The sequence below is a fragment of the Intrasporangium sp. genome (assembly GCF_036566125.1).
Lineage (GTDB): Bacteria > Actinomycetota > Actinomycetes > Actinomycetales > Dermatophilaceae > Intrasporangium.
Window position 1 is genome coordinate 1 of record NZ_DATCWX010000203.1, and the last position, 12,848, is coordinate 12,848.

Here is a 12,848-nt window from a genome sequence, read left to right on the forward strand (position 1 = left end):
CCGCCCCGCCCCGTCGAGCCCTCCGCGGGCTGCTCTGCCGCGGCGCCCGGACCGGCGCGGCCAGCCATGTCGTCTGGCTTGCTGTCTGCCGTGCTGTCCAGCGGGTTGCCCAGCGAGGAGCAGACGGCCGCCGCCGCGGCCCGGCCGTCGGCCTCGTGCCGCGCTCCACCTCCGAGAGTCGCGTCCGAAGCCCGTCGAGCACCGCCGAAGCTGGAGGCACGTCGCACATATGTTCTATGGAGGGCCTTGTCAAAGGCTTTGCGGGGTTTGGTGCCGCGATTTTGACTGGCCGCCGACGCCCCTGGGTGGGGCGGGGAGCGAGCCCAGCGGCATACGGCATCGTCATGACACCGCCAGGACGCAACGTCGCGGCGGGGTGAAAAGGCTAGATCCCGCGCCAGGTCGAGGTGGCCCGGCCGAGGCGCTCCGAGATACCGGAGCCGACGAGCACGCCAACGGCGATGGCAACGACCGACATGAGCGCGTTGAGGAAGTCCCCGAGCCCGGCGGCCTGGTCGGCGCCGATGATCTGCGCGACGCCCTGCAGGCCCAGGGCCCCGGGCACCAGCAGCCAGAAGGTGGGCAGGAACGTCACCGGCACCGGTGGCCCGCTTCTGCGGCTCTGGACGGCGTAGCACACGGGAAGCACCACGGCCGCCGCGACGAAGCTCGCCCCCAGCGATCCCAGCGTGCGTCCGGCGAGGAACTGGGCGGCATACCCGACGTAGAGGACCACCAGCAGCCAGCCGAACGTGCGACGGGGCGCCGACGACGCGATGTACTGGCCCAGGCCGAAGACGAGCACCCCCACCCACGGCGCCCACGCACCGAGCGCGCGGGCAGGCTCGCCAGACAGCGTCGGTATGCCGGCCAGCTGTGCCCCCATCGCGATACCGAACGAGAGCAGGAGCAGACGCGCGAGGCCGTAGACCAGCCGGGCCGAGCCCGCGAGCATGTCGCCACTAGACAGCTCGACGGTGCCCATGGTGAGGGCGGCCCCGGGCAGGAACGTGACGAGGGCGGGAATGACGATCTCGAGTGGTGGAGAGTCAAGCAGCGGTGCCGCCCAGCCGAACACCACCCACGTCACGACGAACGCCGTGGCGACCGGAAGCATCAGCGAGAGCATCGGGTCCTTGTCCGCCCACCACCGCATGGAGCCGGTGAGGAACCCGAGCAAGACGAAGGCCGGCATGGCTGCGACGGTCGGGTTGAGCATGAGCCCGAGTCCGAGCGTAAGGATGCCGCTGCCGAGGATCGCCACAACTGGTCCGAACCGCGGCGGCACTGTCAGCAGCTCGTCAAGGCGCCGGCGCGCGGTGTCAACGTCGACAGTCGAGTGTCGGATGTCGTCGAGAAGGCGGTAGAGGGCGTCCACCTGGTCGAGGCGGATCGGCGTGCTCCCCCCGGTCTTGAAGTCGAGCTGGCTCGAGGAGCCGAGGTCGATGCGCACGAACAGCCCCGTGGGCACGATGAAGAACGTCACGCCGGTGGCGCCGTACATCCTCGCGACCTGGTCGAGGATCTGGGTGACCCGGTCCGCAGGCTCACCCGCCCGGGTCAAGGCGACCCCGAGGCTGCGCAGCAGCTCCAGCACCACCTGGGGCGGCTGCGCGGGCACCGGCTCGGGTGTGGCGGGAACCTCGCCGGCCAGATGGTGGGCGAGGTCGGCGATGCGCGCCCAGAACCCCCTGCGCCGAGGAGGGAGCCCACTGCCCGGGCGTGGATCCTCCGCCGCCAGAGGCTCCTTGGCTGTCACGGTCGACCGGGGCCGGTGCGCTCAGGTACGGGCTCAGCCCCGGGCCGCCGAGTACCGCTGCAGGAACAGGGCCTCGACCAGAGCCATGTTGGCGATCTCCGAAGGGTCGACGCTCTCGTTGGGGGCGTGGATGAGGGCCTGCGGCTCTTCGACGCCCATCAGGAACAGCTCGGCGTCGGGATAGGTCTCGCCGAACACGTTGCACAGCGGAATCGAGCCGCCCTGCCCGAGCATGGCCATCGGCCTGCCGTACGCCTCCTGCATCGCGGTCGCCATGGCCCCGTAGGCAGGGCCATCCGTCGCGGCGCGGAAGGGCGATCCCGTGGCCTCGGTGTCGATCGTCACGTGCACACCCCACGGAGCCGCGGCGAGCAGGTGCTCGCGCAGCGCCTTGTCAGCCTCGTCCGGGGTCGTGCCAGGCGGGATGCGGAGGTTGAGGCGCGCCCGTGCTTTCGGTGAGACGGCGGCCGCCGACCCGATGACTGGCGGGCAGTCGATCCCGAGGATCGTCACCGCTGGCCGGGCCCACAACATGTCCGAGACTGAGCCGTCCCCCAGGAGCGAGGTCCCCTCGGCCATTCCCGCATCGGTTCGGAACTGTTCTGGCGGATAAGGCTCCCCGGACCATTCCTGCTCGTTGTCAAGCCCGGTGACGACCGTGTTGCCTGCGCCGTCGCGCAGCGTAGCGAGCATCGCAACCAGGGCGGCAAGGGCGTCGGGTGCGGCTCCGCCGAACATGCCGGAGTGGATCTCCGACGCGAGGGCCTCGACGGAGACGACGACATTGACCAGGCCCCGCAGGCTCACGGTGGCTGCCGGGACCCCGACCGATGCGTTCCCGGTGTCGCACACGAGAATCGTGTCGGCTCGGAGCAGCTCAGCGTTCGGCGGGACGAAGGCCTCGAGCCCACCCGTGCCCTGCTCCTCGGAGCCCTCGACGACGAGCTTGAGGTTCACGGGGATGTCGTCGCCGAGCGCCCGCAGGGCGGTGAGGTGCATGACGATATTGCCCTTGCAGTCCGCGCTGCCTCGGCCGTACCAGCGGTCGTTAACCTCGGTCAGCGCGAACGGCGGTGTGCGCCAAGCCTGCTCGTCCAACGGCGGCTGTACGTCATAGTGGGCGTACAGCAAGACCGTCGGGGCGTCGGGGTCGGCGCACGGACGCGAGCCGACCACGGCCTGGCTGCCGTCCGCGGTCTCCGCGAGGCGCGCGTCGCCGAACCCGACCGCGGCGAAGGCGTCGAGGACCCACTGTGCGGCACGGGCGCACTCCTCGGGCGGGTACTGCCGCGGGTCCGCAACGGACTGGATCGCGACGAGCTCGGCCAAGTCGGTGCGAGCGTGCTCCATGAGACCGGCCACCCGGTCACGCAGTTCCATTCGCTCAGCCCCTGATGGTGTTGTCGAAGCTGAGGTTGTTGACGAACTCCTGGAAGGACGGCAACTCGTCCGGGCAGTACACCTGGATGATGAGCACCGCGCCCTTGACCATTCGGTTGTCGGCGATGATCGGGCGCATACCGGGGCCACCCGCACCGTTCATGAGCGAACCGAGCAGGGTGGCCCTGTTCAGGGCTCCGTTCGGGTCCGCGCAGATGGCACCACCATCGTCCCCGAGGGTGCGAACGATCATGTCCTTGTGCGGCGTCGGCGCTCCGGCTGCGGTGAGCGCCGCAATCAGCTGGTTCGCCTTCTGATCGGCCTGTTCCGAGGCCTCCTTCGAGCGGTAGGAGAACAGGGCGATGACCAAGAGGACCAGCACGACGACACCGGCGACGATGTAGATCGTCCTCCGCTCCGTGTCTGTCGACTGTTCAGTGACGGTGGTCATGACGGGCTCACCTCCGAGGCCTCAGGCAGCTTCCAGGACGGCTTGCGGAGCCGGTAGAAGAGGAACGGGACGAGCAGGCCGAGGCCGAGCGCTCCGCCGGCGACGATGAGCAGGTAGAGGCCGGCATTGCCCGACTCGAACTGCGACGGCGGGACGAAGCCCACCAGGAGGGCGGCCAACGAGGCCGCGAATCCGACGCCGCACAGGGCTCCCAGCATCGGCGCGCGGTACCCGCGCGGGTGGTCGGGATCATTGCGGCGCAACCGGACCGCAGCGACGAACATCAGCAGGTACATGATCAGGTACACCTGCGTCGTGATGACGGAGAAGATCCAGTAGGCGCTGCTGACGCTGGGGACCAGCGCATAGCCCAGCGCGATGACGGTGGTGATGACTCCCTGGGTGACGAGGATGTTCTGCTGGATCCCGTTCTTGTTCAGCTTCTGGAGGAACGGCGGGAGGTAGCCCTCCTGGCGGGAGATGAGCAGCAGGCCCTTGGAGGGGCCGGCGAGCCAGGTCAGCATGCCGCCGAGCGAGGCTGTGACGAGCATGATGCCGATGATCGGGGTGAGCCACTGGGAGCCGAAGTAGGCGAACACCGCATCGAAGGCCTGCATGATGCCAGCGGTCAGGGACAGCTGCTCGGCCGGGACTATCCAGCTGATCGCGAGCGCCGGGAGGATGAAGATCAGCAGCACGAGGCCCATGGCGAGGAAGATCGCCCGGGGGAACTCCTTGTCCGGGCTGCGAAGGGAGCCGACGTGCACCGCGTTCATCTCCATGCCCGAGTAGGACAGGAAGTTGTTGACGATGAGCACCAGGCTCGACAGGCCCGCCCACACGGGGAGCAGGTGGTCGGCGGTCATCGGCGCTGCGGACGCGTTTCCCTGTCCGAGGAAGACGACGCCGAGGGTCACGAGCAGCACACCGGGGATGAGGGTGCCGATGATGAGGCCGCCGCTGGCGAGGCCGGCGACGCCCTTGGTGCCGCGCGAGGAGACCCACACGCCGGACCAGTAGACGACGACGATGACGATCGCGGTCCACACGCCACTGCTTGCGAGCTCCGGATTGATCACGTAGGCAAGCGTGCTCGCCACGAAGCCGAGGAGGCTGGGATAGTAGAAGATGGTCATCGCGAACTGGCACCACACCGCGAGGAAGCCCATCGGCTTGGAGATCCCGCGAGACACCCAGTTGTAGACGCCTCCGTCGTACCCCGATGCGAGCTCGGCGGACACCAGCGACGTGGGCAAAAGGAACACGACGGCCGGGAGGAGGTAGAGGAAGACGCACGCCAAGCCGTACATCGCCATCGTCGGCGACGGCCGGAGGCTGGCCACCGAGCTGGTGGTCATCAGGGCCAGTGCGACCCAGGAGATGTAGGCCCTGGCGGGCAGCTTGGCCCGGGCCCTGGATGCCGCAGGCACCGCCGGCTGGTCGGCGGACGCGTCCGCCGTACTCATGCCGTCCACCACCCATCGGTGGTCATCGACGTGGACACATGATCAGGCCGCATCTCTACCCCTCCTTGATGGAGTCCCCGAACGTCCGACACGCCAATGGTTTGCCGCGGCCAAGCCAGTGGCATCACCTATTTCGGGTGACCCCACCCCGGAGGGTCACTCGACGAGGTGCAGCCCGTGGTCGGTGTTGTTGAGGCGGCGCACCCCATCCTCGGTTACGGTGACGATGTCCTCGATGCGCACGCCGAACCGGCCGGCGAGATAGATGCCGGGCTCGACGGAGAAGCACATGCCCGGCACGAGGGGGCGTTCCTCGCCCTCGACCATGTATGGCGGCTCGTGCGTCGTGACGCCGATGCCGTGCCCGGTGCGGTGGATGAAGGCCTCGCCGTACCCCGCGTCGGTGATGACGGCTCGGGCGGCGCGGTCCACGTCCTGGCAGGTCGCGCCGGGGCGAACCGCGTCCACTCCGGCCTGTTGGGCCTGGCGGACGATCTCATGGACCTTGCTGATCTCGTCGGTCGGCTCGCCGACGCACACGGTGCGCGTGGTGTCGGACCCGTAGCCGTACTTGAGCCCGCCGAAGTCGAGCACCACCGCGTCCCCGACCTCGATCACCCGGTCGCCGGCCTCATGGTGCGGGTTGGCGCCATTGGGGCCGGATCCGACGACGGTGAAGTCGACCTGCTCGTGGCCGAACTCGCGCAGGAGCGCCGCGAGGTCGGAGGCGACCTCGGTCTCACGTCGCCCCGCGAACCGGCGTTTGACGATCTCGCCGTATGCCGCGTCGGCCGCGGCGCCGGCGGCCGCGAGCCGCTCCAGCTCGTCGGCGTCCTTGACCGCCCGCATCATCGGCAGGCACTCGGTGAGGGACCGGTACGTCGACTGGGGCAGCCGGGCCTGGAGTCCGAGCAGGTGAAGGGCCCAGGCCGAGTCGGACACCCCGTACGCACCATCCGGGCGCATCAGGTCGGCTGCGGCGGCATACGGGTCGGTAGCGTCGGCCCAGTCCTCGAGGGCCAGGCCCTTGGCTCCCTCGGCGGCCTCGGCGTCGGGCCGCTCGAGCGCCGGCACGAGGAGCGTCGGCTCCTGCCCGCTCGCCAGGACGAGCACGGTGAGCCGCTCGGTGATCGCGGTCGGCTGGTAGCCCGTGAGCCAGACGAGGTCCGGGCCCGGGGTGACGAGGACCCCGTCGAGGCCTTCCTGCCCGGCCGAGGCAACGACTCTCTTGGCGCGGGCCAGGTAATCGTCCGCGCTGAACGGTGTGGGGGCGTCCGCAAGTCCATCCATGACGTTCTCCCTTCGCGTCTGCCACCACGGTAGGAAGGTGATCCGTCCGACGTGCTCACCCATCTCGGGTGAGCGAAGAGATCAGGCGCGACTGGCTGCACACCACTCGCTGGGACTGACGCCGAACTGCTGGTGGAACCAACGGGAGAAGGCGCTTGGAGCGGCAAATCCGAGCAGCAGAGAGACGTCGGTCATGGAGTGCCGGTCGCTCGAGAGGTAGCGCTCGGCGAGCCCGGCACGGGTCGAGTGCACGATCGAGCTGAAGGTCTCCCCCTCCTCGGCAAGGTGGCGGTGCAGGGTCCTGCGGTCGACGCCGAGGGCTCGGGCGGCCTGGTCCATGGAGCACTTTCCCAGGGGTAGCAGAAACTCCACGAGATCCCTCACCCGGTCCTTGGAGGTCCTCGCGCGCGGCGAGATGACCGAGTCGAGGAACCGCTGGGCGTAAGGCCGCATGAGTGGGTCGGACAGACAGTTCTTGACGCTGAGGTCTCTGGAGTAGAGCACCAGGCCGGTGAAGTCGTGCTCGAACTGCAGGCCTGGGCCAAAGGCTCGATGGAACGTCGAGAGGTCTGCCGGGGCCCGGTGCTGGAAACAGATGGCCAAGGGTTGCCAGTTCGGTCCCGCACATTGACGCACGATGCCGTGGAGCGCGGCGGCGGCCAGGGCAAGTGCCTGCCCAGTTGGCGCCGGCTCTCCGAACTCGAACCACAGCCGCAGCGTGGCGATCTCGTCCGAGTCGTCCAGGCGCAGGCGGAGAGCCTCGTTGTAGCTGTGCTCGTAGCGCATCAGCAGCTTCAGGACGCTGCGCAGGTCGGGCTCCTCGCGGAGCACGACACTGAGTGGGCCCAGCGTGGACAGCCGGCGCCGCTCTGCGAGTCGGACAGCAAAGTCCGGGCGCCCCGACGCCGTCGCGGAGACATCGAGAAGTCGGGCCACGGCACCGGCCGGCAACCACTTGTCCGGATTCCGGAGGTCGGCCGGGTCAAGCCTGACGCCTCGCATCAGCTGGGGCGCGTCGAGGTGCAGGGACCGGGCGAGCCCGAGGTATCCGTTGAGGCTCGCGGAGCGGACGAACGAGAGTCTGTGGACCACGCCGACACCTGTCCCAAAGGGATAAGGACCTTGTCCTTTTCAGTAAAGCACCCGTGTCGACGCCCACCTACCGTTGTGACAACGCGAGAAGGAGATGTCCTTCTTCGCCCCGAAGCGGGCCACAGGGCCCGCGACGCCTACCTCGCCGCAGCGATCCGGCGAATCTTCGGATCCACCAACCGGGGGCCTTGCTGCCCCACGCACAAACACAGGAGACAACCAGATGGCGAAAGGTATTCGCTTCTACCAGACCGGTGCCCCCGAGGTCATGAAGTGGGAGTCCCTCCAGGTGGGCGCGCCGGGGGCCGGAGAGGTGCGAGTGCGTCATGCGGCCGTCGGCCTGAACTTCGCGGACACCTACTTCCGCAGCGGTCTCTACCCAACGGCGCTCCCGGCGGGCATGGGCGTCGAGGCTGCGGGGATCGTCGAGGCGGTGGGCACTGGCGTCACCGCCTTCGTCCCGGGCGACCGGGTCACCTACACCGGTAGCCCGCTGGGTGCGTACAGCACCGAGCGCACGATGCCCGCAGACCATCTGATCAAGCTTCCCGAGACGATTCCCTTCGACACCGCGGCCGCGATGACGATGCGCGGGCTCACCTCGGCCTACCTCCTGCGGCGCATCGCGCCGCTGCAGGAGGGAGACACCGTCCTGCTTCACGCCGCCGCCGGTGGCGTGGGACTCATCTTCGCGCAGTGGGCTCGACTGCTGGGGATCAAGGTCATCGGCACGGTCTCCACGGACTCAAAGGCCGCCGTGGCGCGGGCCCACGGGTGCGAGCACACGATCGTCTACACCCGCGAGGACGTCGCGACCAGAGTTCGCGAGCTCACCGATGGCGCGGGCGTCCCCGTCGTGTACGACAGCATCGGCAAGACGACCTACCAGAGCTCCATCGACTCGCTCGCCCGCCGCGGGCTCCTCGTGTGCTTCGGTACCGCGTCCGGTCCGATCCCGCCCATCAACGCGATGGAACTCGCGGTCAAGGGGTCGCTCTTCGTGACTCGCCCGGCGCTCGCTGACTACATCGCCGACCCGGCCGAACGCGCTGCCCTCGCCGGCGAGGTGTTCGGCCATGTCGGAGCTGGCCGGATCCACGTCGAGATCAACCAGCGCTATGCCCTCGAGGACGCCGTCCGCGCGCACCGTGACCTCGAGTCCGGCCGCAGTGTCGGCTCGTCCGTCTTCGAGCTCGAGTCGGCTGCCTAAGCCGGCCCCACCCCAGTCCCCTCCAAATCTGACCAACCAAGGAGAACCCCAGCATGACCCAGACCATTGTCCGCAACGGCGCGGTCGCCGCACCGTGTGAGGCGAGCCCCTTCGAGGTGCATCGGCTCACCGCCTTCATCGGCGCCGAGGTGAGTGGCGTGAGCCTCGCCGACGTCGCCGCGAGCGACGACCTGTTCGCCGAGCTGAAGGACCTGCTGCTCCAGCACAAGGTCCTCTTCTTCCGCGACCAGGACATCACCCGTGCCGAGCACGTCGCGCTCGCCGAGCGGTTCGGCCCGCTGGAGGACCACCCGGTCGCCGGCAGCGACCCCGAGCACCCAGGGCTGGTGCGCATCTACAAGGACCTCGACAGCCCGGCCGAACACTACGAGAACGCGTTCCACTGCGACGCCACGTGGCGAGTGGCCCCCCCGATGGGTTCCGTGCTGCGCTGTGTCGAGGGCCCGGAGGTGGGCGGGGACACCATCTGGGTGGACATGGTCGAGGCCTACCGTCGCCTCCCTGAGCACATCAAGGAGGAGATCGCCGACCTTCGTGCCAGCCACAGCATCCAGTCGACCTTCGGCGCCAAGCTGCCGGTCGAGCAGCGTCTCACCCTCAAGGAGCGCTTCCAGGACGCCGAGCACCCTGTCGTGCGGACTCACCCCGAGACCGGCGAGAAGGCGCTGTTCGTCAACGCCTTCACGACGCACTTCGTCAACTACCACACCCCGGAGCGGGTCCGGTTCGGCTTCGACTACACACCCGGGGGCAGTGAGCTGCTCAACTACCTGATCCGTCAGGCGTTCGTGCCGGAGTACCAGGTGCGGTGGCGCTGGACGAAGAACAGCTTCGCCATCTGGGACAACCGCAACACCCAGCACTACGCCGTCCAGGACTACTTCCCAGGCGTCCGAAAGATGGAGCGCGCCGGGATCATCGGCGAGCCGACCTTCTGACTCATCGCGAACTTCGCTACACACAACCAATCCCCGAACGGAGAAACACCCCAATGCACTTCCACGACGACGCCCTGTTCCCCGAGGTCCAGGAGAAGCTGGTCATCACGGCAGCCCCGTATGGTCCCGAGTGGGAGCCGGACGACTTCCGCGAGGATCTTCCGCTCACCATGGACGAGCACGTCCAGGCCGCGGTCGACTGCTACAACGCCGGTGCCACCGTGCTGCACATCCACGTCCGCGAGCTCGACGGCAAGGGCTCCAAGAGGCTCTCGAAGTTCAACGAGCTCCTCGGCCGGCTCCGCGAGGCCGTGCCCGACATGATCCTGCAGGTCGGCGGCTCCATCTCCTTCGCCCCGGAGGGCGAGGGTGCGGATGCCAAGTGGCTCAGCGACGACACTCGGCACATGCTGGCCGAGCTGGACCCGAAGCCGGACCAGGTGACCATCGCCATCAACACCAGCCAGATGAACATCGTCGAGCTGATGACCGACGACGACATCGCCGGCACCTCCATCGCCCGGCCCGAGCTCTACGAGACCTACCGCGAGATGTACGTTCCCGCCGGTCCCGGCTGGGTCGTTGAGCACCTGAAGCGCCTGCAGGCCAACGGAATCCAGCCCCACTTCCAGCTCTCCAGCATCCCGCAGCTGGAGACCGTGGAGCGGCTGATCCGGCGCGGCCACTACACGGGCCCGCTCAACCTCACGTGGGTCGCGATCGGCGGCGGCTTCGACGGCCCGAACCCCTACAACATGATGAACTTCATCAACCGGGTTCCCGACGGGGCGATTCTGACCCTGGAGACCCTGATGCGCAGTGTGCTGCCGGTCAACACGATGGCCATCGCCATGGGTCTGCACACGCGCTGCGGCAACGAGGACACGATCTGGTCCCGCAAGGGCGAGAAGATCACCTCGGTGCAGCAGGTCGAGCAGCTCGTCCGCATCGCGAACGAGCTGGGCCGCGAGGTCGCCGACGGCAAGGAGGCCCGCGACATCTATCGCATCGGCCAGACCTACGACAGCGTCGACGAGACGCTTGCCCGCTTGGGCTACGCGCCCAACCGGCAGCCGGGACAGATCGGATTCACCTTCCACGCCTGAGGCGGCGGCGTCTCAACCGGGCCCAACACACACGGTGCCCCCACAAACCTGTGGGGCGCGGGCTGCCACCCGCGCCCCACATATCCGCGCACGCAGACGTCCGCGGTCTTCCACTCACACCACTGGAGCATAATGTCAACGCAAGTCCGGGACGCCATAGCAACGAAGCGTCGTTCCCCCAGCCCTACTGCAGCAACCACCCGCTCGCGGCTGTTTCCGCTGCTCGTCTTCATCCTGACCTTTGGCCTGCTCCTGTCCGACTACATGTCGCGCCAGGTGCTCTCGGCGGTCTTCCCACTCCTCAAGGTCGAATGGTCGCTGACCGACACCCAGCTCGGCTCGCTGACCAGCATCGTGGCCCTGACCGTCGGCCTGCTCGCGGTGCCGCTGTCCCTCCTCGGCGACCGCTGGGGCCGCTCCAAGGCCATCATCTCGATGGGCGCCCTGTGGAGCCTCGCGACCTTGGGCTGTGCCATTGCGGCCAACTACCAGCACATGATGCTCGCGCGGTTCTTCATCGGCCTCGGTGAAGCGGCATACGGCAGCGTCGGCCTCGCGGTCGTGCTCATGGTGTTCGCCCCCACCAAGCGCGCGTCGCTGACGGGTGCATTCATGGCCGGCGGGTCGTTCGGTTCTGTCCTCGGCGTCTTCTTCGGCGGCATCCTCGCGGTCCAGCTGGGCTGGCGCTGGTCGTTCGCCGTGATGGCGATCATCGGCCTGGTCCTCGTCGTGCTCTACTGGCTGTTCGTCAACGACCGCAAGCTCCTCCGCAACCAGCACCCCGGCAACATCCCTGCCGAGCCCATCGCAGCCACACCGAAACGCGCGAAGCTGCGCACCCTGGTCTCCACCCCGGCCGTCATCTGCGCCTACGTGGGCAGCGGCCTTCAGCTGTTCGTCGCCGGCGCGCTCTTCGCCTGGATGCCCAGCTACCTCGGCCGGGCCTACCACCTTGCGCCGAACAAGGCTGCCATCGGCGCTGCCGGCTTCATCCTGCTCATGGGCGCCGGCATGATCATCTGCGGCATGGTCACCGACCGGCTCACACGGCACCTCCCGATCCGAAAGTGGACAACCGCGCTGGTCTACGCCTCGCTGTCGCTCGTGCTGCTGCCTCTCGGCTTCGCCCAAGGCCCCGGCGCGCTGCAGCTCGTCCTCATCGGGGCCGGCGCGTTCTTCGCGGCAGGCACGGCCGGTCCGGCGGGCGCGATGGTCGCGAACCTGACCCCCGCGTCGATCCGCTCCACGGCCTTCGGGACGTTGACCCTGGCGAACAACCTGCTCGGCCTGGCCGCCGGCCCCTTGGTCGTCGGGATCCTCGCCGACCGGATGGGACTGGTCGGTGCGATGAAGATCGTCCCCTTCATCTCGGTCCTGGTCATCGTGGCGCTCCTCATCGGGCGCCGCGCCTACCCGAGCAGCATCCGCCGGGCCGGCGACATCGCCTCCGCCTGACCCGCACCAAAGGGATCCGCACCCGTGGATCCCCACCAACCCGGATCCACCACAATCCGGATCCGCAACCAACAGAAGGAGACCCGGCATGATGTTCCGGGAACCACACACCATCGTCATCGTGCCGGGTCTCCGCGGGCACGTCGAGGACCACTGGCAGACACTGCTCGCCGCCAAGCTGCCGAACGCGGTCGTCGTCCCCTCGTTCGGTCGGGACAAGCGCGACCTGGCCGGTCGCATGACGGACCTCCACCGAGTCATCTCGGAGGCCGGCACGCCCGTGATCCTCGTGGCCCACAGCGCCGGCGTGCTGACCACGGTCCACTGGGCACAGCAGCACGACCTACCGGTCCTGGGAGCGCTGCTCGCCACGCCGCCAGACCTCGCTCAACCTCTGGGGCCGCCCTACCCGTCTCTGAGCGAGCTGAAGGAGAGCGGCTGGCTGCCGATCCCGCTGGCCCCGTTGAGTTTCCCCAGCATCGTCGCGGCCAGCACCAACGACGCGCTCGGCGACTTCGAGCGGGTCCGGGAACTGTCCGACGCGTGGGGAAGCCACTTCATCGACGTCGGGCCCGTCGGCCACCTCAACCCTGCCGCCGGGTTCGGGGAGTGGCTGGGGGCTGAAGCCCTGCTCGGTGTCCTGAGCGGCCAGGTGCCGGCCGCTGAGGGCAGCGGCCGCG

General features: G+C 68.5%; 12 protein-coding genes. 5 read left to right on the forward strand and 7 right to left on the reverse strand.

Annotated features, from left to right (window positions below; genetic code table 11):
* From VIR15_RS12695 to VIR15_RS12725, 7 genes are all read right to left on the reverse strand, one after another.
* A partial coding sequence (locus VIR15_RS12695; protein WP_331928151.1) for a hypothetical protein occupies positions 1–227 on the reverse strand: 227 nt, incomplete at its 3' end.
* Between the two features lie 158 nt (positions 228–385).
* The gene (locus VIR15_RS12700; RefSeq protein WP_331928153.1) at positions 386–1,759 is read right to left on the reverse strand and encodes a threonine/serine exporter family protein; all 1,374 of its coding nucleotides are present in this window, start codon (positions 1,757–1,759) and stop codon (positions 386–388) included.
* 33 nt (positions 1,760–1,792) lie between these two features.
* Complete coding sequence (locus VIR15_RS12705; protein WP_331928155.1) at positions 1,793–3,139, reverse strand: dipeptidase; 1,347 nt, start codon at positions 3,137–3,139, stop codon at positions 1,793–1,795.
* Between the two features lie 4 nt (positions 3,140–3,143).
* Positions 3,144–3,590, reverse strand: coding sequence for a hypothetical protein (locus tag VIR15_RS12710; RefSeq protein ID WP_331928157.1), 447 nt, complete (start codon positions 3,588–3,590; stop codon positions 3,144–3,146).
* Positions 3,587–5,056, reverse strand: coding sequence for a glutamate/gamma-aminobutyrate antiporter GadC (gadC, locus tag VIR15_RS12715; protein WP_331928159.1), 1,470 nt, complete (start codon positions 5,054–5,056; stop codon positions 3,587–3,589). The genes VIR15_RS12710 and gadC overlap by 4 nt, the downstream gene beginning before the upstream one ends.
* Positions 5,057–5,212: 156 nt before the next feature.
* On the reverse strand, positions 5,213–6,346 hold the full coding sequence (locus VIR15_RS12720) for an aminopeptidase P family protein (protein WP_331928161.1): 1,134 nt from the start codon (positions 6,344–6,346) through the stop codon (positions 5,213–5,215).
* 81 nt (positions 6,347–6,427) lie between these two features.
* A complete protein-coding gene (locus tag VIR15_RS12725) occupies positions 6,428–7,438 on the reverse strand; it encodes an AraC family transcriptional regulator (protein ID WP_331928163.1) in 1,011 nt (336 codons plus the stop codon).
* Positions 7,439–7,661: 223 nt separating this feature from the next.
* On the opposite strand from VIR15_RS12725, the gene VIR15_RS12730 reads away from it, so the two are divergent.
* From VIR15_RS12730 to VIR15_RS12750, 5 genes are all read left to right on the forward strand, one after another.
* Positions 7,662–8,648, forward strand: coding sequence for a quinone oxidoreductase family protein (locus tag VIR15_RS12730; RefSeq protein WP_331928165.1), 987 nt, complete (start codon positions 7,662–7,664; stop codon positions 8,646–8,648).
* Positions 8,649–8,701: 53 nt separating this feature from the next.
* Entirely contained in the window at positions 8,702–9,607 is a 906-nt protein-coding gene (locus VIR15_RS12735; RefSeq protein WP_331928167.1) for a TauD/TfdA dioxygenase family protein, read from the forward strand.
* Between the two features lie 53 nt (positions 9,608–9,660).
* Entirely contained in the window at positions 9,661–10,713 is a 1,053-nt protein-coding gene (locus VIR15_RS12740; protein ID WP_331928168.1) for a beta-keto acid cleavage family enzyme, read from the forward strand.
* 132 nt (positions 10,714–10,845) lie between these two features.
* On the forward strand, positions 10,846–12,168 hold the full coding sequence (locus VIR15_RS12745; protein WP_331928170.1) for an MFS transporter: 1,323 nt from the start codon (positions 10,846–10,848) through the stop codon (positions 12,166–12,168).
* 88 nt (positions 12,169–12,256) lie between these two features.
* Positions 12,257–12,848, forward strand: a 592-nt coding sequence (locus VIR15_RS12750; RefSeq protein WP_331928172.1) for an RBBP9/YdeN family alpha/beta hydrolase, incomplete at its 3' end; no start/stop codon positions are given.

Bases quoted from the DNA above. Each gene is read 5' to 3' on its own strand.
- VIR15_RS12705 (WP_331928155.1), bottom strand. From the start codon at position 3,139: ATGGAACTGCGTGACCGGGTGGCCGGTCTCATGGAGCACGCTCGCACC.
- VIR15_RS12745 (WP_331928170.1), top strand. From the start codon at position 10,846: ATGTCAACGCAAGTCCGGGACGCCATAGCAACGAAGCGTCGTTCCCCC.
- VIR15_RS12710 (WP_331928157.1), bottom strand. From the start codon at position 3,590: ATGACCACCGTCACTGAACAGTCGACAGACACGGAGCGGAGGACGATC.
- gadC (WP_331928159.1), bottom strand. From the start codon at position 5,056: ATGAGTACGGCGGACGCGTCCGCCGACCAGCCGGCGGTGCCTGCGGCA.
- VIR15_RS12720 (WP_331928161.1), bottom strand. From the start codon at position 6,346: ATGGATGGACTTGCGGACGCCCCCACACCGTTCAGCGCGGACGATTAC.
- VIR15_RS12740 (WP_331928168.1), top strand. From the start codon at position 9,661: ATGCACTTCCACGACGACGCCCTGTTCCCCGAGGTCCAGGAGAAGCTG.
- VIR15_RS12730 (WP_331928165.1), top strand. From the start codon at position 7,662: ATGGCGAAAGGTATTCGCTTCTACCAGACCGGTGCCCCCGAGGTCATG.
- VIR15_RS12735 (WP_331928167.1), top strand. From the start codon at position 8,702: ATGACCCAGACCATTGTCCGCAACGGCGCGGTCGCCGCACCGTGTGAG.